At 71.1% G+C, this 16,886-nt stretch carries 21 protein-coding genes; 9 read left to right on the top strand and 12 right to left on the bottom strand.

All coding sequences use genetic code 11. The features are described from left to right. Window positions 1–122: 122 nt before the first annotated feature. Window positions 123–734: an aerial mycelium formation protein gene (locus ACH45E_RS41010; protein WP_361454159.1), complete on the bottom strand. Its 612-nt coding sequence runs from the start codon at window positions 732–734 to the stop codon at window positions 123–125. A gap of 156 nt (window positions 735–890) precedes the next feature. Between ACH45E_RS41010 and dtd the strand changes: the two genes are divergently transcribed. Next, window positions 891–1,316, top strand: coding sequence for a D-aminoacyl-tRNA deacylase (gene dtd, locus ACH45E_RS41005; protein ID WP_361454162.1), 426 nt, complete (start codon window positions 891–893; stop codon window positions 1,314–1,316). 23 nt (window positions 1,317–1,339) lie between these two features. On the opposite strand, the gene ACH45E_RS41000 is transcribed toward dtd, so the two are convergent. From ACH45E_RS41000 to ACH45E_RS40990, 3 genes are all read right to left on the bottom strand, one after another. Continuing rightward, entirely contained in the window at window positions 1,340–2,305 is a 966-nt protein-coding gene (locus ACH45E_RS41000; protein WP_361454165.1) for a folate-binding protein, read from the bottom strand. 9 nt (window positions 2,306–2,314) lie between these two features. Next, window positions 2,315–2,752 carry a Fur family transcriptional regulator gene (locus ACH45E_RS40995; RefSeq protein ID WP_361454168.1) on the bottom strand — a complete coding sequence of 146 codons (438 nt, stop codon included), beginning with the start codon at window positions 2,750–2,752 and terminating at the stop codon, window positions 2,315–2,317. Window positions 2,753–3,065: 313 nt separating this feature from the next. Then, window positions 3,066–3,641: an FABP family protein gene (locus ACH45E_RS40990; RefSeq protein WP_361454171.1), complete on the bottom strand. Its 576-nt coding sequence runs from the start codon at window positions 3,639–3,641 to the stop codon at window positions 3,066–3,068. 335 nt (window positions 3,642–3,976) lie between these two features. Between ACH45E_RS40990 and ACH45E_RS40985 the strand changes: the two genes are divergently transcribed. Continuing rightward, window positions 3,977–4,339 (top strand): DsrE family protein, encoded by a 363-nt coding sequence (locus tag ACH45E_RS40985; RefSeq protein WP_361454174.1) that lies wholly within the window; start codon window positions 3,977–3,979, stop codon window positions 4,337–4,339. A gap of 61 nt (window positions 4,340–4,400) precedes the next feature. Then, window positions 4,401–5,654, top strand: coding sequence for a hypothetical protein (locus ACH45E_RS40980; protein ID WP_361454177.1), 1,254 nt, complete (start codon window positions 4,401–4,403; stop codon window positions 5,652–5,654). 30 nt (window positions 5,655–5,684) lie between these two features. Here the strand turns inward: ACH45E_RS40980 and ACH45E_RS40975 are convergent, their stop codons facing one another. From ACH45E_RS40975 to ACH45E_RS40940, 8 genes are all read right to left on the bottom strand, one after another. Continuing rightward, window positions 5,685–5,948, bottom strand: a complete 264-nt coding sequence (locus ACH45E_RS40975) for a DUF3099 domain-containing protein (protein ID WP_361454180.1) — start codon at window positions 5,946–5,948, stop codon at window positions 5,685–5,687. Between the two features lie 191 nt (window positions 5,949–6,139). Continuing rightward, window positions 6,140–6,427, bottom strand: coding sequence for a DUF1416 domain-containing protein (locus ACH45E_RS40970; protein ID WP_010351646.1), 288 nt, complete (start codon window positions 6,425–6,427; stop codon window positions 6,140–6,142). A 48-nt stretch (window positions 6,428–6,475) separates the two neighbouring features. Next, complete coding sequence (locus ACH45E_RS40965; RefSeq protein ID WP_361454183.1) at window positions 6,476–7,321, bottom strand: sulfurtransferase; 846 nt, start codon at window positions 7,319–7,321, stop codon at window positions 6,476–6,478. A gap of 126 nt (window positions 7,322–7,447) precedes the next feature. Continuing rightward, window positions 7,448–7,528 carry an Ms5788A family Cys-rich leader peptide gene (locus ACH45E_RS40960; protein WP_350751515.1) on the bottom strand — a complete coding sequence of 27 codons (81 nt, stop codon included), beginning with the start codon at window positions 7,526–7,528 and terminating at the stop codon, window positions 7,448–7,450. 197 nt (window positions 7,529–7,725) lie between these two features. After that, the gene (locus tag ACH45E_RS40955; RefSeq protein ID WP_361454186.1) at window positions 7,726–8,463 is read right to left on the bottom strand and encodes a DUF2993 domain-containing protein; all 738 of its coding nucleotides are present in this window, start codon (window positions 8,461–8,463) and stop codon (window positions 7,726–7,728) included. 147 nt (window positions 8,464–8,610) lie between these two features. Then, a complete protein-coding gene (locus ACH45E_RS40950; protein ID WP_361454189.1) occupies window positions 8,611–9,774 on the bottom strand; it encodes a hypothetical protein in 1,164 nt (387 codons plus the stop codon). 3 nt (window positions 9,775–9,777) lie between these two features. Beyond that, complete coding sequence (locus ACH45E_RS40945) at window positions 9,778–10,032, bottom strand: MoaD/ThiS family protein (protein WP_361454191.1); 255 nt, start codon at window positions 10,030–10,032, stop codon at window positions 9,778–9,780. Between the two features lie 59 nt (window positions 10,033–10,091). Then, window positions 10,092–10,928: an alpha/beta fold hydrolase gene (locus ACH45E_RS40940; protein ID WP_361454194.1), complete on the bottom strand. Its 837-nt coding sequence runs from the start codon at window positions 10,926–10,928 to the stop codon at window positions 10,092–10,094. Window positions 10,929–11,098: 170 nt separating this feature from the next. Between ACH45E_RS40940 and ACH45E_RS40935 the strand changes: the two genes are divergently transcribed. From ACH45E_RS40935 to ACH45E_RS40910, 6 genes are all read left to right on the top strand, one after another. Beyond that, the gene (locus ACH45E_RS40935; protein WP_361454197.1) at window positions 11,099–11,887 is read left to right on the top strand and encodes a response regulator transcription factor; all 789 of its coding nucleotides are present in this window, start codon (window positions 11,099–11,101) and stop codon (window positions 11,885–11,887) included. A 105-nt stretch (window positions 11,888–11,992) separates the two neighbouring features. Beyond that, a complete protein-coding gene (locus tag ACH45E_RS40930; protein WP_361454200.1) occupies window positions 11,993–13,015 on the top strand; it encodes a LacI family DNA-binding transcriptional regulator in 1,023 nt (340 codons plus the stop codon). A 152-nt stretch (window positions 13,016–13,167) separates the two neighbouring features. Next, window positions 13,168–14,322, top strand: a complete 1,155-nt coding sequence (locus ACH45E_RS40925) for a trypsin-like peptidase domain-containing protein (RefSeq protein WP_361454203.1) — start codon at window positions 13,168–13,170, stop codon at window positions 14,320–14,322. Between the two features lie 31 nt (window positions 14,323–14,353). Then, entirely contained in the window at window positions 14,354–14,563 is a 210-nt protein-coding gene (locus ACH45E_RS40920; protein ID WP_361454206.1) for a hypothetical protein, read from the top strand. A gap of 85 nt (window positions 14,564–14,648) precedes the next feature. Continuing rightward, window positions 14,649–15,383 (top strand): response regulator transcription factor, encoded by a 735-nt coding sequence (locus tag ACH45E_RS40915; protein ID WP_361454209.1) that lies wholly within the window; start codon window positions 14,649–14,651, stop codon window positions 15,381–15,383. Then, complete coding sequence (locus ACH45E_RS40910; RefSeq protein ID WP_361454212.1) at window positions 15,380–16,828, top strand: HAMP domain-containing sensor histidine kinase; 1,449 nt, start codon at window positions 15,380–15,382, stop codon at window positions 16,826–16,828. Before ACH45E_RS40915 ends, ACH45E_RS40910 begins: the two co-directional genes overlap by 4 nt. The last annotated feature ends 58 nt before the right edge of the window (window positions 16,829–16,886 follow it).

Below are 16,886 nucleotides of genomic sequence, written 5' to 3'. Positions count from 1 at the left end.
GGATCAGTCACCACGGTTTCGGCAGGAAGGAGCCACCTGAACGTACGCAGCAGGGCGCCGGCCATGCGGACGGCGCCCGCTCGGTTTTCCGGGCCCGGTCGAACGGCACGGGCCGGGGCACCTCACGTCAGGAGGTCGTCCACCTGGGCCTCGCCGTCCCGGTAGCGGCGGGTGATCTCCGCGCTGCAGTCGTCCGTCGTGCGCTGGAGGTGCTGGCGGCGGCCGGAGACCTGCTGTTCGTAGCGGACGAGACGGCCCATCGCGGTGCCCAGTTCGAGGTCGGTGCGGGCCTCGAGGTCGGAGAGTTCGACCTCGGCGAGCATGTCGGCGGCCAGCCGCCGGTACTCCTCGTTGTGCGGGGTGCCGAGGGTGACGTGGCGGGCCGAGGAACGCTGGCGGGCCGGGGCGTCGGTGAGGATCTCCGGGAGGCGGGACACCACGGAGGCGACCACCGTCGCGTCCCTGGGGCCGTCCACGGCGACCGGCTTCTCGCCGCCCCGGCGGGCGAGTTCCGCGCGCAGGATGTCGATACGGCCCTGCAACAGCCGCCGTACGTAGCTGAGGTCCGCCTCGTCGCGCTGGGCGTCCCGGCGGAGGGCGCGCAGTTCGGGCAGGCTCAGCCGGGCCAGGTCGTGCCCGGGCGGCTCCACGGACGGCACCGGGCTGTCGCTGCGCTGCGTGGGCGGCCGTTGGATCCCCTGCAGATCCAGCCGCTCCGTGCTCGGTGTGCTCATGTGCCTCTACCGTCCCCTCAACCGCGTAGGGAAGCATCGTGCCACCCCAAGTGGCCGCTATGTGACCGAGTACCCCCGAACAGCCCCAGATGGGGGCTAAGGAACCATAATGGACCCCCTGTGAACCGGCCCCCGCCACCCGGCATCATGGTCCGCATGCGAGCAGTGGTACAGAGGGTGGACGGCGCGAGCGTCGTCGTGGACGGGCAGACCGTGGGCGAGATCGCCGGTGAGGGGCTGTGCGTCCTCGTCGGGGTCACACACGAGGACACCAAGGAGAAGGCGGCCCAGCTGGCCCGCAAGCTGTGGTCCCTCCGGATGCTGCAGGACGAGAAGTCGTGCAGCGACATCGACGCCCCGCTGCTCGTCATCAGCCAGTTCACCCTCTACGGGGACGCCCGCAAGGGCCGCCGCCCCACCTGGAACGCCGCCGCGCCCGGCGATGTGGCCGAGCCGCTCGTCGACGAGGTGGTCGCCCGACTGCGCGCCCTGGGTGCGACGGTGGCGACGGGCCGGTTCGGCGCGCAGATGCGGGTCTCGCTGACGAACGACGGCCCGTTCACGGTCCTGCTGGAGATGTAGCGGGGGCCCGGGGAGCCAAGGACTCAGGGCTCGACCACGACCTCCTGCGCCGCCGCCGTGTCCCCGGCCACCAGCCGCGCGTCCACCGGCACGTTCCGCTTCAGCAGGGCCAGGGCGACCGGGCCGAGCTCGTGGTGCCGTACGGAGGTGGTGATGAAGCCGACCTTGCGGCCGTCCGGCCCGTCGTCCGCGAGGTGGATCTCCGTGCCATGCGTCGGCAGGTGGACCTCGCTGCCGTCGAGGTGGAGGAAGACCAGACGGCGCGGGGGCTTGCCCAGGTTCTGCACCCGGGCGACGGTTTCCTGTCCCCGGTAGCAGCCCTTCTGCAGGTGGACCGCCGTGTCGATCCAGCCCAGTTCGTGCGGGATGGTGCGGTGGTCGGTCTCGAAGCCGAGGCGGGGCCGGTGCTGCTCGACGCGCAGCGCCTCGTGGGCGAGGATCCCGGCCGGCGGGCCGGCGGACTCGGCGTACGCCTCCAGGTCGGCGCGCGGCAGGAACAGATCACGGCCGTACGGCGTCTCCCGTACGACGACGCCCTCGGGCACCTCGGCGATGGAACCGGCCGGAAGGTGCGCCACCGCGATGTCGTCGGTGCGGTCGGCGGTCTCGACGCGGTAGAAGAACTTCATCGACTCCAGGTACGCCAGCAGCGCCTCCTGGGTGCCGGGCTCCACATGCGCCCAGACCGTCTCGCCGTCGTCCACCAGGTACAGCGCGTGCTCGATGTGGCCGTGCGCGGACAGGATCAGCGCCTCGGTGGCCCGGCCCGCCGGGAGCTCGCTGACGTGCTGGGTGAGCAGCAGGTGCAGCCAGCTCAGGCGGTCCTCGCCGGTGACGGTGATGACACCGCGGTGGGAGAGGTCGACGAATCCGGTGCCGTCGGCGAGGGCACGCTGCTCACGGAACAGGTCGCCGTAGTGCGCGGCGACGCCTTCGTCCACGCCCTCGGCGGGGACGGCGCCGGGCAGGGACAGCAGAGGACTCTTCATACGCCAAGCCTACGACCCGGTATTTGAACTCTTCAGAGCGCAGTCCTTGCAGCGGCCGAAGATCGCGAAGTGCTTCATGTCCGTGTCGAACCCGAACGTCTCGCGCAGCTTGGCCGTGAACTCGGACGCCACCGAGACATCCGCCTCGATCACGTTCTGGCAGTCCCGGCAGACGAGGTGGATGTGGTGGTGCCGGTCGGCCAGGTGATAGGTGGGAGCGCCGTGCCCCAGATGGGCATGGCTGACCAGCCCCAGCTCCTCCAGCAGCTCCAGCGTCCGGTACACGGTGGAGATGTTGACCCCCGACGCCGTCTTCCTCACCTCGCTGAGGATGTCGTCGGGGGTCGCGTGCTCAAGGGTGTCCACGGCTTCGAGCACGAGTTGCCGCTGCGGCGTCAGCCGGTAGCCGCGCTGCCTGAGGTCGCTCTTCCAGTCGGTGCTCACCACGGCGTCCAGTCTAGGGCTGTGCGCACCGGGCGCGCCGTCCGTATCTACGGCATCTGTGCTTCCGTGGCCGGCTCTGGGCCGGGGTACTCTGCTTGGCGTACGCTCTGGGCCCGCCTCTGCATCGCAAGCCACCCAGGGCACAGCATCCGGAGCCCCGGTCGCAGGCAGAACGCGACCGGGGCTCCGCGCGTTCGCGAAGCTTCGCGCTCGCTCTACGTCGGCACTCGCTCCGGGGCGGCCGACACGTACAACGTCCCCCGGGCCATTTCGGCACGGGGGACGTGAAGAAGGCGGCGGAGGCGCCGGGGGACCGCTACTTGAAGAAGGCGATGCCGTCGTCCGGCATGTCGTCCGGGAGGGCCTTGGCCCAGCGTTCTACCTCTTCCGGGGTGACGACCTTCTTCAGGTGGGCCGACATGTAGGGGCGCAGCTCGACCTCGGGGGTCTGCTTCTCGCCGACCCACATGAGGTCGCTCTTGACGTAGCCGTACAGGCGCTTGCCGCCGTTGTAGGGGCTGGAGGCGGCCGTACGGGCCACGGCGTCCGTGACCAGGTCGATCTGGGGCTTCTTGTCGGCGAGCTCGCCGTACCAGATCTCGATGACGCCGTCGTCGCGGGTCATCGTGACCTCGACCTTGCGGCCGGCGTCGATCCGCCAGAAGCCGTACTCCGACTCCAACGGGCGGACCTTGTTCCCGTCGTTGTCCAGCACCCACGTGTGGGAGCGGTACTCCAGGAAGTCACGCCCGTCATGGGTGAAGGTGACCTCCTGCCCGAAGTTGCACTTCTCCGAGCCGGGGAAGTCGTGCACGCCCGCGCCGGCCCAGTTACCGAGCAGGAAGGCGAGCGGGACGAGGTCCTTGTGCAGGTCGGACGGGATCTCGATCATGATCGGCAGTTCCTAGGTGGGGATCAGCGCTGGCCCTGGTACAGCTTCTTCACGGTCACCGCGGCGAAGGCGAGAACGCCGACGCAGACCAGGACCAGCAGGGTTTCGAAGAAGATCTCCACGGGGGTGCTCCTTGAGCAGGGGTGGGCGTACACAGAGCCGGCCCCCAGCTTACGCGGCCGGGGCCCGGGCCTCTTGGCGAGGTCGCCCCTTCAGCGCCGCTTGACTTCGTCGACGAAGGCCGCCCAGGCCGGGGCCGTCGTGAGCGGCGTACTCACCGTGCTCTGCGTGGCCGGGCTGCTGGTGACGATCGTCGTCGCGGCTACGCTTCCGGCATGACCAAGAAGCTCGTGATCAAGGTGACGGCCGGGGCGGATGCCCCCGAGCGCTGCTCGCAGGCGTTCACGGTGGCGGCGGTGGCCGTGGCCAGTGGGGTCGAGGTCTCGCTGTGGCTGACCGGGGAGTCGTCGTGGTTCGCGCTGCCCGGGCGGGCCGCCGAGTTCGAGCTGCCGCACGCGGCGCCGCTGCCGGATCTGATCGAGTCGATCCTGGCGGCCGGGCGGATCACCCTGTGCACGCAGTGCGCCGCCCGCCGGGAGATCACCGAGAAGGACGTCATCGAGGGCGTACGGATCGCGGGCGCGCAGGTCTTCGTACAGGAGGCGCTGGCCGATGGGACGCAGGCGCTCGTCTACTGACCGTCCGTGCGCGACACTCCTCTCCTGACGGGCAGTTGACGCGGCAGGGGGAGGGCGCGCGATGACGGCGTGGGACGCGGAGGTCGACCGGCTGTTCTGGGCAGGTGAGGCGGCGCGGCGGGAGGGGCGGTCCGAGGACGCACTGGCCGCGCACCGGCGTGCCGAGGATGTGCTGCGGGACCGGCTCGCCCGGGACCCGGCGGACACGGCGGCGCACGAGAAGCTCGCCGCCCTGCTGTACGTGGTGGGTGCCTCGCTCGTCTCCGCCGGGCGGCCAGAGGTCGCCGTCGCGGTGCTGGACGGCAGCGAGGCCCATTACTGCAGGTCAGCGGCGGCCGGGAGGGACCTGCTCGTCGCCGACGTCCAGGCACGCCGGGCCGGTGCCCAGGCCGACGCGGGTCACCCGGTGTCCGCGCTGACCGACATCGATCTGGCCCTGGAGGGATACGCCCGGCAGGGTGTCCACCTGGAGGGGCCACCCCGCTCCCTCGACCTGGCCCGCGTCCTCAGCCAGGCCGCCGTGGTCCACCGGACCCACGGCGACGCGGACCAGGCGCTGGCCTGCGCCGCCCAGGCCCTGGCCCGCTACCGGGATGCCGAAGCCGTCGTGAACGCCGATCCGGCGGGCCACCTCGGCTATGCGGTCGCCATGGCCGCGGACACCGCCTCGGCGCTGGAGGCGGCCCGCGGGAACTGGCCCGCGGCTCTGGCGGTCGACGACTTCGCGCTGAACGCCGCCGAGCAGGGGTGGGGCGGCCTCGCCGGCGCGCTGGCCCGCAAGGGCGTGCACCTGCGCGCGGCCGGGCGTACCGCCGAGGCCGAGCCGTTCCTCGTCCGCGCCGCCGGGATGTCGCCCACGGCCGTGGAGCACGAGGAACGGATCCTCGCCGCTCCGCACCCCCGCTCCCTCGACGAGGTCCTGCGCACGGCCGGCGCGGCCACCGGTCTTGTCGGGGTCGCCGTGCTGCGCCGGACGCTGGCCGCCGAGGAGTCCTACTCCGTCTCCGGCCGGATACGCGACCGCGCCTCGGCAGCCCTGCACGCCCGGCGCCTCGCGGATCTCGCCGCCGCCGTCGATCCCGGCACCGACGCCGACGCGGCCTGGCGGATGGCGCTGGAGAGCCACCTGCTGCACCACGCCCTCTTCCGGAAGCGCACCGAGGCTTCCACCGCGTGGCTCGACGCGCACGGGGACGCGTGGGCGACCGCCCTGCGCACCATGGTGCGAGTGGCGGGGCAGTACGGCACCGAGGAAACGCGGGACGACGCGGGGGCCGCCCTGGACCGGTTCAACGCGCTCCGGGCGGAGCGGTAGCGCCGGGCCGGGGCCACGGGGACGCGGCAGCTAGCGGCGGGGGCGCTTCTTGCCGTCCAGTTCGTCCCACCACTCGTCGGACTCCGGATCGCCCGAGGGATCGTCCCACCAGCGGTCCTCGGGCCCGCGCCGGTTGGCGATCATCGCCGCGACGGGCGGGATGACCATGGCCACCACACACATCCCGACCGCGGCGGGCACCGACCACAGGCGCACGACTCCCCATGCCAGGACGAAGAGTGCGATGCACGTCCCCATCATGGCGAAGTACACGTGACGTCGCCGTGCGTACATGACTCCAGAGTAGGCGGCTGCGCGTCGCTCAGCGCGTGCGGGCGGCCCACAAACCGACGGACGGAGTCCGGCCGCAGCGGGCCGGAGCCTGCGCGGCAGTGCGAGGTCCGCGTCAAGGAGGGGGCACGGCGAAGGGCCGCACCCAGGTGTCCAACCCGGGGGTGCGGCCCTTCAGCCGGTGCTGAGGGTGCTCAGACCGCGATCGCGACCTCGGCGAGGCCGCCCTGCTGGGCGACGACCGTGCGGTCGGCGGTGGCGCCGGGGACGAGGGCGCGGACGGTCCAGGTGCCCTCGGCCGCGTAGAAGCGGAACTGTCCGGTGGCGGAGGTGGGGACCTCCGCGGTGAACTCGCCGGTCGAGTCCAGCAGGCGGACGTAGCCGGTCACCGGCTCGCCGTCGCGGGTCACCTGACCCTGGATCGTGGTCTCACCGGGCTTGATCGTCGAGGCGTCCGGGCCGCCGGCCTTCGCTCCACACATGTCGTTCTCCAGAGGGTTGGGGTCTGACCGGAAGGTCGGTCGGATGGGTTACTTGTTGGCGCCGAGCTCGATCGGCACGCCGACGAGGGAGCCGTACTCGGTCCAGGAGCCGTCGTAGTTCTTGACGTTCTGCACGCCCAGCAGCTCGTGGAGGACGAACCAGGTCAGGGCCGAGCGCTCACCGATGCGGCAGTAGGCGATCGTGTCCTTGGCCAGGTCGACGCTCTCCTCGGTGTAGAGCTCCTTGAGCTCGTCGTCCGACTTGAAGGTGCCGTCGTCGTTGGCGTTCTTGGACCACGGGATGTTGCGGGCGGACGGGACGTGACCCGGGCGCTGCGACTGCTCCTGCGGCAGGTGGGCGGGCGCGAGCAGCTTGCCGGAGAACTCGTCGGGCGAGCGCACGTCGACCAGGTTCTGCGAGCCGATCGCCTTCACGACGTCGTCGCGGAAGGCGCGGATCGAGGTGTCCTGCGGCTTGGCCTTGTACTCGGTGGCCGCGCGCTCGGGGATGTCGGTGCCGTCGACCAGCTCGCGGGCGTCCAGCTCCCACTTCTTGCGGCCGCCGTCGAGGAGCTTGACGTTGTCGTGGCCGTAGAGCTTGAAGTACCAGTAGGCGTAGGACGCGAACCAGTTGTTGTTGCCGCCGTAGAGGACCACCGTGTGGTCGTTGGCGATGCCCTTGCCCGACAGGAGCGCCTCGAAGCCCGCCTGGTCGACGAAGTCGCGGCGGACCGGGTCCTGGAGGTCCTTGGTCCAGTCGATGCGGATCGCGTTCTTGATGTGGTTCTTCTCGTAGGCGGACGTGTCCTCGTCCACCTCGACGATGGCGATGGTCGGGTCGTCCAGGTGCTCCTGGAGCCAGTCGGCGTCGACCAGGACGTCGCTGCGGCTCATGCTTCTCCTCCGGGGCAGTTGCGGCGGGGCGTGCGAGTGCGTGGCGGCGCGGCCCGTTGCGGGCGGCGCACAGATGCCCTGAACAGGGCAGGGCGAGGGGGGTGAGCGCGGAAGTCGGGCTTCCGCTCAGAAGGGGCGACAGAGCATGGCGGCAACGCGGCACAGGTCCACTGCCCGCCGCTTCGTGAGATCCGCCTGTCGCTTCATGTCGACGATCGTAGGTACGGACAGTGGGGCGTGTCACCGGGGTGTCGTATGTTGAGACGCGATCGTCCGCGATGTGGGATGCGGTGAGGGAAAGGCGCCCCGCCGCAGGGCCTCCGGGCGTCGGTGGCGGCCGGTGCTCCTGCGGTACGGACTCGGGCGTCTCGCCTTTCGGACGCCCTTGTCCACCGCAGGAGTTCCTACCCGGCCAGCCTGACGTTCGAACCCTTCACCGTGATCTCGACGCCGTCCTTCGCCGCCCGCACCGAGTCCAGCTTGATGCCGCCGGGCAGCTGGTCTATCGCCTGCTTGAAGTCGGTGATCTCGCGGACCCGGTTCTCGGCGATGTCGACCTTGCCGATGACGGGCATGGCGTCGGCGCGCACCTTCACCTGGTCGCCCTGGACGGCGACCGAGCTGAGGACGTAGACCGGCTTGGGCAGCTTGCTGCCGAGGACCGTCGCCTCCACCGCGACCTTGATCTTGCCGTTGCCGCCGTCGGAGAGGCCGACCACGCGGGCGGTGACGCCGGGGGCGACCTGGGTCGGCTCGGACTTCGCCGTCTTCAGCAGCTCGGCGTAGGAGATCGTCGCGGTGCCGGTGGCGGTGGACGCGGTGGCCGAGCTGTAGTCGCCGGAGAAGTCGACGCCCTTCATGTCGGCCTTCAGGTCGTCGATACGGATCTTCTCGGTGCCCTTGCCGGTGGCCGCCTCGTAGTCCTTGATGCCGACCTCGACGTCGTCCAGGGAGCCGCCCGCGACCTGGGTGAGGAACGGGAAACCCTTGATCGACACATCGGGGGTGTCGGCGAGGTTCTGCGTCGCCTTCAGCTTGTCGGCGGCCTCGCCCTCCGCGAAGTGCACGGCGACCCGGTCGACGATCACGAACAGGCCGCCCAGGATCACGACGACGATCAGCAGTATTCGCAGGGCGCGCATTCGTTGTTTCCCCCGGCTCGGCGGTCTTGTGGCGTTCGGTCACGTGTGGTGCGTGCGGTGCAACGCCGACGGTATCCCCGCGGGGCCGGGCCGCAGGGAAATTGTCGATCACCTGTGACAGGGGGGCGAAGGTGCCCTTCTGCCCGGTTACCCCAGCGCCCGCCCCAGCACCCACACCACCGGTGCGGCCGCCGACAGTGGCAGGGCCACGCCCGCGGTGAAGTGGACGAAGCGGGAGGGGTAGTCGTAGGCGGCGACGCGGTGGCCGATCAGGGCGCAGACCGCGGCCGCGGCGCCCAGCACGGCGCCCTTGGTGCCCAGGTCCGTCATACCGCCCAGCGCGATACCGGCGCCCGCCGCGGCGAGCACGGCGACGGCCACGGAGGCCGGGGTCGGCAGGGGCAGGGCGCGGGCCAGGAGGGCGACCGCCACCGCCGCCGCGCCGACCGTCACCGCGTCGGGTTCGGCGCCCAGATAGCCGGTGGCGATGACCGCCAGCGCCGTCGAGACGACCGTCGCCATCAGGCCGTACATGCGCTCGTCGGGCGAGGCGTGCGAGCGCAGCTGGAGCACCAGGACGAGCAGGACCCACACCCCGAGCGGGCCGAGGATCGCGGCGGGGGCGTTGTCCCGGCCGGCCACCAGTACGGCCACGTCCGCGGTGAGCGCCCCTGCGAAGGCGAGGACGATGCCCTGCCGGGCGGGCCACATGCCGTTCAGCCGGAACCAGCCGGCGGCGGTCACCGCCTGGAGCAGCACCAGCGGTACGACCAGGGCGTACGTGCCGACCGCCGCCGTACCGGAGAGCAGCAGGCCGAGCAGCGCGGTCAGCGCGGCGGGCTGCATGCCCGGTTCGATGATCGGGGAGCGGCCCTCCAGGCGGGCGCGCTGGGCGTCGGTGATGCGGGAGTTGCCGGAGAGGGTGGCCGGTCCGTAGCCGGGCCCGGACTCCGAAGCGGGCTCCGGGGCGGAGGGCTGCTGTGCGGGCGGCTGCTGCGGCAGGTACGCCGTCTCGGCGGCCGGCGTCGGCGGCTGCACCGGCGTGTGCAGCTGCGTGTCCCAGGTCTGGCCCTGCCACTGCTGGGTGTGCTGCTCCTCGTACCCGGGCTGGTCGTACCCCGGCTGGTCGTACCCCGGCTGGCCGTACCCGGACTGGTCGTAACCGCCCTGGCCGTATCCCTGCTGCTCGGGCCATGCCTGCGGCGCCTGCTGCTGGTACGGCCCGTAACCCTCGTAACCCTCGTAGCTTTGCTGACCCTGGTGTCCGTACCCCTGATAGGGGTTCTGGCCCTCATACGGCTGATCGGTCATCGCTCACCCTCCTGCGAACGGCGGGAGCACCTCGACCGTGCCGCCCTCGGCCAGCCGTACCGTCTCATGCTCGCGGGTCCCGACGGGGTCACCGTCGATGAGGTACGAGCAACGCTGCAGTACGCGCACGAGTTCGCCGGGGTGTCGTTCCCGCACCGCGGCGAGCGCCTCGGAGAGGGTCGCCGCGTCGTACGGCTCCTCGGCGACCCCGGCCGCGGCCTTGGCGGCGGCCCAGTAGCGCACCGTGACCTTGGACATCTGGTTCCTCAATCGAAGGAAGAAGCATGGAACAAAAGTGAGAGACGGATGAAGCCAGGCTAGCTCGCCCGCCTCGCCGCCCAGTCCCCGATCCGGGCGAGCAGGGCGTCCTCGGAGGCGTTCTCGGCGTGGCCCATGCCGGGCTCCAGCCAGAGTTCGCCGTGGTCACCGGCCGCTTCGGCGAGCATCCGGGGGTGGTCGACGGGGAAGTAGCCGTCGCTGTCGCCGTGCACGATCAGCAGCGGCGTGGGGGCGATCCGCGGCACCGCCTCGACCGGGGAGAGGGGCACCGGGTCCCAGTCGCGGTGGTGGATACGGGTGCGCAGGCCGTAGCGGCTGACCAGGCGGCCCTCGGGGCGGGTGACCAGCCAGTGCAGGCGGCGCATGGGGGCGGTGCCCCGGTAGTACCAGCGGGCCGGCGCGCTCACCGAGACCACGGCGTCCGTGCCCTCGTGCAGCGCCGCGTGCCGCAGCACCACCGAGCCGCCCATGGAGAAGCCGACGGTGACCACGCGCGCGTGCCCGAAGCCGCGGGCCCACTCGACCGCGGCGGCGAGGTCCAGCACCTCCCGGTCGCCGACCGTGGAGCGGCCACCGGACGCGCCGTGCCCACGGAAGGAGAAGGTGACGACGGCCCCGTACCCGGCGAGAACCTCCGCCACCCGGCGCACGTGCGGCCGGTCCACATCGCCGGTGAAGCCGTGCGCGATCACGAACACCAGGTCACGAGCGGGTGGCGCGGAGGCGTCGTATACGACCGGACCCGGGTTGTATACGGAATCGATCGCAATCCCGTCCGCGGTGCGCAGAAACGTCCGCATAGCTGTACGTCTGCTCGTCTCGCAGTTCGGACGAATGGCGGAATGCGCCGTATGACCTGCCGGACCGTTGCTCATGTGGGCTATTCTCTGGGCAGAGGACTCGGGCAGCGTTGCCCCCGGGTCCTTTTGTGCTTTCGGAAGCGTTGTATACGAAGCGGGAAACCGCAGGTGTACGGGGCCTTCGGGATCGCAGAGCAGTTCCGTACCGCCCACGTCCTCGCGGGGACCGAGGAGGAAACAGACGTATGAGTTCTCTGCTGCTCCTGACCAACGCCCTCCAGCCGTCGACGGAGGTGCTCCCCGCCCTGGGACTGCTGCTGCACAACGTGCGCGTGGCCCCCGCGGAGGGACCCGCACTCGTCGACACCCCCGGCGCCGACGTCATCCTGATCGACGGCCGCCGCGACCTGCCGCAGGTGAGGAGCCTGTGTCAGCTGCTGCGTTCCACGGGGCCCGGCTGCCCGCTCATCCTCGTCGTGACCGAGGGCGGCCTGGCCGCCGTCACCGCGGACTGGGGCATCGACGACGTACTCCTGGACACCGCCGGCCCCGCCGAGGTGGAGGCACGTCTGCGGCTGGCCATGGGCCGGCAGCAGATCGTCGCCGACGACTCCCCGATGGAGATCCGCAACGGCGACCTGTCGGTGGACGAGGCGACCTACTCCGCCAAGCTCAAGGGCCGGGTGCTCGACCTCACCTTCAAGGAGTTCGAGCTGCTGAAGTACCTCGCCCAGCACCCGGGCCGTGTGTTCACCCGCGCCCAGCTGCTCCAGGAGGTCTGGGGCTACGACTACTTCGGCGGCACCCGCACGGTCGACGTGCACGTACGGCGGCTGCGCGCCAAGCTCGGCCCCGAGCACGAGTCGCTGATCGGGACCGTCCGGAACGTCGGTTATCGATTCGTTACTCCCGAAAAGGGCGACCGGTCCGACCGGCCCTCGGACGAGGCGAAGGCCAAGGCCGACCGGGCAAAGCCGGGCGATGCGGACACCTCGCCCGCCCTGGACGACGCCGAGGTCCCCGCGGAGGCCTAGCGGACCCTCGGGCAGGGCATCGCTTCGCCGCCACCGCACAGCCGAGCCGTGATCGAGCCGCGATACGCCCTGCCCAGAGCGGGTCTCTCCGCGTAGACTCCGCGCGTGGCCAAGGTGACTCGGGATGATGTGGCGCGGCTGGCGGGTACCTCCACCGCCGTGGTCAGTTATGTCATCAACAACGGACCCCGGCCGGTCGCCCCGGCCACGCGCGAGCGTGTACTCGCCGCGATCAAGGAGCTGGGGTACCGGCCCGACCGGGTCGCCCAGGCGATGGCCTCGCGGCGCACCGACCTGATAGGCCTGATCATCCCGGACGCGCGCCAGCCCTTCTTCGGGGAGATGGCGCACGCGGTCGAGCAGGCCGCCTCCGAGCGCGGCAAGATGGTCCTCGTCGGCAACACCGACTACGTCAGCGAACGCGAGGTCCACTACCTGCGCGCCTTCCTGGGCATGCGGGTCTCCGGCCTGATCCTCGTCTCCCACGCGCTGAACGACCTGGCCGCCGCCGAGATCGAGGCCTGGGACGCCCGGGTGGTGCTGCTGCACGAGCGCCCCGAGGCCATCGACGACGTCGCCGTCGTCACGGACGACCTGGGCGGCGCCCAGCTCGCCGTACGCCACCTCCTCGAACACGGCTACGAGTACGTGGCCTGCGTGGGCGGCACCGCCGAGACCCCCGCCGTCGGCGACCCGGTCTCCGATCACGTCGAGGGCTGGCGGCGCGCGATGGCCGAGGCGGGCATCCCGACCGAGGGGCGGCTCTTCGAGGCGCCGTACAACCGCTACGACGCCTATCGCGTGGCCCTCGAACTCCTCTCCGGCCCGAACCGCCCGCCCGCGGTCTTCTGCTCCACCGACGACCAGGCGATCGGCGTGCTGCGTGCCGCGCGCGAACTGCGCATCGACGTACCCGGAGAGCTGGCGGTGGCCGGCTTCGACGACATCAAGGAAGCGGCACTGGCCGACCCGCCGCTGACCACGATCGCCTCGGACCGCTCCGCGATGGCCCGCTCCGCGGTGGACCTCGTCCTCGACGACGGGCTGCGGGTGGCGGGATCGCGGCGGGAGCGGCTGAAGACGTTCCCGTCGCGGTTGGTGGTGCGCGGGTCGTGCGGCTGTGAGTGACCTGTACCCGTCAGAATGACGCCGGAATGAACGCCCTCTGAGAACCCGTCCCGAGCTGCGAGGACGGTCTTTATATCGGGCATACGAGGTTCTGCCGGGCTTCTCAGCAAGCACTCAGCCAGCTCTCATGGTCGGGGGCGAAGCTCTATGCCATGACCGAGAGCTTCCGCCGCAGCGGCGCGTACGAGAACCCCCAGGGTGACGCCTACCAGGGCGCGTACCCCCGGCAGCAGCACGCCTCCTCCCCCGTGGACCCCCAGTGGCCGGCGCCTCCGGCGTACCAGCCCGCGCAGCCGGTCACCGCCGAGGCGGGTGCCCCCGTCTGGCCGACCCCCCAGACTGCTGCGGACGGCGGGCACGGCGGCGGGACCGCTCTCCTCCCCACCGTCCCGGCCGACGCCGACCCGGCGCCGAAGAAGAAGCGCACCCGGGGCCCGATCGCCCTGCTGGCCGCCGTGGCGATCGTCGCCGCGGCCGTGGGCGGCGGCACCGCGTACGCCTTCCAGGAGCTCACCGGCAAGGACACCGTCGCCACCTCCAGCACCACCACCAACGTGGTGCCCTCCAGCAAGAAGGGCAACGTCGCCGCCATCGCCGCCGCGGTCAGCCCGAGCGTGGTCGAGATCAAGGCGACCCTCAGCGGCGGCTCCTCCACCGGCTCCGGCGTGATCATCAGCTCCAACGGCGAGATAGTCACCAACAACCACGTCGTCTCCGGCGCCTCCTCGATCAAGGTGCGGACCAGCGACGGCAAGTCCTACACCGCCCAGGTCGTCGGCACCGACAGCTCCAAGGACCTCGCCCTCATCAAGCTCCAGAACGCCTCCGGTCTGAAGCCCGCGACCCTCGGCAACTCCTCCGGCGTCCAGGTCGGCGACACGGTCGTGGCCATCGGCTCCCCCGAGGGCCTGACCGGCACCGTCACCAGCGGCATCGTCTCCGCGCTCAGCCGTGACGTGACCGTCTCCACGGACGAGAACCAGGGCCAGAGCCAGAGCCAGGGCCAGGGCGGCGACGGGCAGCAGTGGCCCTTCCAGTTCGGCGGCCGGCAGTTCAACGGCGACACCGGCTCCTCCACCACCACCTACAAGGCGATCCAGACCGACGCCTCGCTGAACCCCGGCAACTCCGGCGGCGCCCTGATCGACGCCGGCGGCAACATCATCGGCATCAACTCCGCGATGTACTCGTCGAGTCAGCAGTCGTCCTCGTCCTCCGACGCGGGCAGCATCGGCCTCGGCTTCGCCATCCCGATCAACACCGTCAAGGCCGACCTGGCCAAGCTGCGGGCAGGCTCCGGCAGCTGAACCGCGGCCCCGCACGTCTAGGGAGTACGTCATGATCATTCAGGTCTCGCACCCGGTCACCGGCACCGACCCGGCCGCCATCACCCTGGCCCTCGAGGTGGCGTACGACCTCCACGCGCCGGTGCCCGCGCCGCGCGCCCCCGAGGTCGCGGCCCCCGAGCTGATGGGCCTGCGCGTCCCCGCCAGCCGCACCCACCGCCACAAGGTGCCGCTGAAGCGCCTGACGACGATGCCCGGCTGACACCGGCCTCGTGCCTACTCCGCAGCCCGCAGTCATGCGACGCTGAAAGCGTCCCCACCCGCCGCACCCCGAGGAACCGCGACCGATGAGCCCCGCCGAAGGCGACCGTGACCCCCAGCGCATCCTGATCGTCGACGACGAGCCCGCCGTACGCGAAGCACTGCAGCGCAGCCTCGCCTTCGAGGGGTACGACACCGAGGTCGCCGTCGACGGCGCCGACGCCCTGGAGAAGGCGACCGCCTACAAGCCCGACCTGGTCGTCCTCGACATCCAGATGCCCCGCATGGACGGCCTCACCGCCGCCCGCCGCATCCGAGGCGCGGGCGAGACGACGCCGATCCTCATGCTCACGGCCCGCGACACGGTCGGCGACCGGGTGACCGGCCTGGACGCCGGAGCCGACGACTACCTGGTCAAGCCCTTCGAACTCGACGAACTCTTCGCCCGCATCCGCGCCCTGCTGCGCCGCAGCTCCTACGCGGCGGCCGTCTCCGCCCAGGCCCAGGAGGACGAGGCCCTCACCTTCGCCGACCTGCGCATGGACCTCGCGACCCGCGAGGTCACCCGCGGCGGCCGCCAGGTGGAACTGACCCGCACCGAGTTCACGCTCCTGGAGATGTTCATGGCCCACCCCCGTCAGGTGCTCACGCGCGAGCAGATCCTGAAGGCGGTCTGGGGCTTCGACTTCGAGCCCTCGTCGAACTCCCTGGACGTCTACGTCATGTACCTCCGCCGCAAGACCGAGGCGGGCGGCGAGCCCCGCCTCGTGCACACCGTGCGCGGCGTGGGCTACGTCCTCCGACAGGGCGGCGCCGAGTGAGAAGGCTGGTACGCCGCTACCGCTCCCTCCCCATCCGCTCCCGGCTCGCGCTGCTGGTGGCGGCGGCGGTGGCGTTCGCGGTGGCGGCGGTTTCGGTGACGTGTTGGTTCATTGTGCAGCAGAAGCTGTACGACGAGCTCCAGAACGACCTGACGTCTGGGGTGGAACGTCCACTGCCCTCAACCGCCGTGACGGCCGCGCTGCAGGACTGCAGCCAGTCACCGACGAACTTCGGCGGCCCGCGGTTCAGGGGCTACATCCAGATCGTCCAGCCGGACGGCAAAGCGTGCCTCTTCAACGGCTCCAACGGACTGGTGAAGGTCACGAAGAGTGACAAGGAAGTGGCGGAGAACCCGCAGCTGGGCACCGGAACCACCCGGAATGGAACGGACAATGACGGCAACCCCGTACGTGTCCTGACCACAGCCCTCGTCGTCCAGGACGGCGGAGACAAGGTCATGCTCAAGGGTGCCGCCCTGATGGTGGCCGTGCCCCTGAAGGGCACGCAGTCCACCCTCAACCAGCTGGCCCTGATCCTTCTCTTCGTCTCCGGCATCGGCGTAGTCGGCGCAGGCGCCGCCGGCCTCGCCGTAGCCCGCGCGGGCCTCCGCCCGGTCGACAAGCTCACCGAAGCCGTCGAACACGTGGCCCGCACGGAGGACCTGAGCATCCGCATCCCGGTGGAGGAGGACAGCGAGGACGAGGTAGCCCGCCTCTCCCGCTCCTTCAACTCCATGACCTCGTCCCTGGCCAACTCCCGCGAACTCCAACAGCAACTCATCGCGGACGCGGGCCACGAACTCCGCACCCCCCTCACCTCCCTCCGCACCAACATCGAACTCCTCACCCGCAGCGAGGAGACGGGCCGCCCCATCCCCCCGGCGGACCGCAAGGCACTCCTCGCCTCGGTGAAGGCCCAGATGACGGAGCTGGCGTCACTCATCGGCGACCTCCAGGAACTGTCCCGCTCGGAGGGCCAGCGCGGCGAACGCGTCCAGGTGGTCTCCCTCGAGGACACCGTGGAGGCGGCCCTGAACCGCGCCCGTCTGCGCGGCCCGGAACTGACCATCACGGCGTCCCTGGAGCCCTGGTACACCCGGGCGGAGCCGGCCGCGCTGGAGCGGGCGGTGGTCAACATCCTGGACAACGCGGTGAAGTTCAGCCCCGAGGCCGGCACGATCGAGGTCCAACTCACCGACGGCGTACTCACGGTCCGCGACCACGGCCCCGGCATCCCCGCCGACGAACTCCCCCACGTCTTCGACCGCTTCTGGCGCTCCCCCTCCGCCCGCGCCCTCCCCGGCTCCGGCCTCGGCCTGTCCATAGTCGCCCGCACGGTCCAGGAGGCAGGGGGCGAGGTCTCCCTGACCCACGCGGACGGCGGCGGCACGGTCGCGACCGTACGGCTGCCGGGAGCGCCTACGCCTCCGCCCGAATGCCCGTGAATCTCCGACTGCCCGAGGTCAGGCGGGTTTACGGGTCGGCCGGAGATGCCTTGGCTGC

The sequence above is a fragment of the Streptomyces sp. NPDC020299 genome (assembly GCF_044387825.1).
Classification (GTDB): Bacteria; Actinomycetota; Actinomycetes; order Streptomycetales; family Streptomycetaceae; genus Streptomyces.
The sequence above is the reverse complement of the archived record's forward strand: the minus strand, read 5'-3'. Positions and strand labels throughout refer to the sequence as shown.

Excerpts from the sequence above, each read along its gene's own strand:
- ACH45E_RS40960 (WP_350751515.1), bottom strand. The coding sequence starts at position 7,528 with ATGAAGCGACAGGCGGATCTCACGAAGCGGCGGGCAGTGGACCTGTGC.
- ACH45E_RS40950 (WP_361454189.1), bottom strand. The coding sequence starts at position 9,774 with ATGACCGATCAGCCGTATGAGGGCCAGAACCCCTATCAGGGGTACGGA.
- ACH45E_RS40970 (WP_010351646.1), bottom strand. The coding sequence starts at position 6,427 with ATGTGTGGAGCGAAGGCCGGCGGCCCGGACGCCTCGACGATCAAGCCC.
- ACH45E_RS41000 (WP_361454165.1), bottom strand. The coding sequence starts at position 2,305 with ATGAAGAGTCCTCTGCTGTCCCTGCCCGGCGCCGTCCCCGCCGAGGGC.
- ACH45E_RS40940 (WP_361454194.1), bottom strand. The coding sequence starts at position 10,928 with ATGAGCAACGGTCCGGCAGGTCATACGGCGCATTCCGCCATTCGTCCG.
- ACH45E_RS40920 (WP_361454206.1), top strand. The coding sequence starts at position 14,354 with ATGATCATTCAGGTCTCGCACCCGGTCACCGGCACCGACCCGGCCGCC.
- ACH45E_RS40925 (WP_361454203.1), top strand. The coding sequence starts at position 13,168 with ATGACCGAGAGCTTCCGCCGCAGCGGCGCGTACGAGAACCCCCAGGGT.
- dtd (WP_361454162.1), top strand. The coding sequence starts at position 891 with ATGCGAGCAGTGGTACAGAGGGTGGACGGCGCGAGCGTCGTCGTGGAC.
- ACH45E_RS40935 (WP_361454197.1), top strand. The coding sequence starts at position 11,099 with ATGAGTTCTCTGCTGCTCCTGACCAACGCCCTCCAGCCGTCGACGGAG.
- ACH45E_RS40985 (WP_361454174.1), top strand. The coding sequence starts at position 3,977 with ATGACCAAGAAGCTCGTGATCAAGGTGACGGCCGGGGCGGATGCCCCC.
- ACH45E_RS40955 (WP_361454186.1), bottom strand. The coding sequence starts at position 8,463 with ATGCGCGCCCTGCGAATACTGCTGATCGTCGTCGTGATCCTGGGCGGC.
- ACH45E_RS40945 (WP_361454191.1), bottom strand. The coding sequence starts at position 10,032 with ATGTCCAAGGTCACGGTGCGCTACTGGGCCGCCGCCAAGGCCGCGGCC.
- ACH45E_RS40990 (WP_361454171.1), bottom strand. The coding sequence starts at position 3,641 with ATGATCGAGATCCCGTCCGACCTGCACAAGGACCTCGTCCCGCTCGCC.
- ACH45E_RS40980 (WP_361454177.1), top strand. The coding sequence starts at position 4,401 with ATGACGGCGTGGGACGCGGAGGTCGACCGGCTGTTCTGGGCAGGTGAG.
- ACH45E_RS40965 (WP_361454183.1), bottom strand. The coding sequence starts at position 7,321 with ATGAGCCGCAGCGACGTCCTGGTCGACGCCGACTGGCTCCAGGAGCAC.
- ACH45E_RS40915 (WP_361454209.1), top strand. The coding sequence starts at position 14,649 with ATGAGCCCCGCCGAAGGCGACCGTGACCCCCAGCGCATCCTGATCGTC.
- ACH45E_RS40975 (WP_361454180.1), bottom strand. The coding sequence starts at position 5,948 with ATGTACGCACGGCGACGTCACGTGTACTTCGCCATGATGGGGACGTGC.
- ACH45E_RS41010 (WP_361454159.1), bottom strand. The coding sequence starts at position 734 with ATGAGCACACCGAGCACGGAGCGGCTGGATCTGCAGGGGATCCAACGG.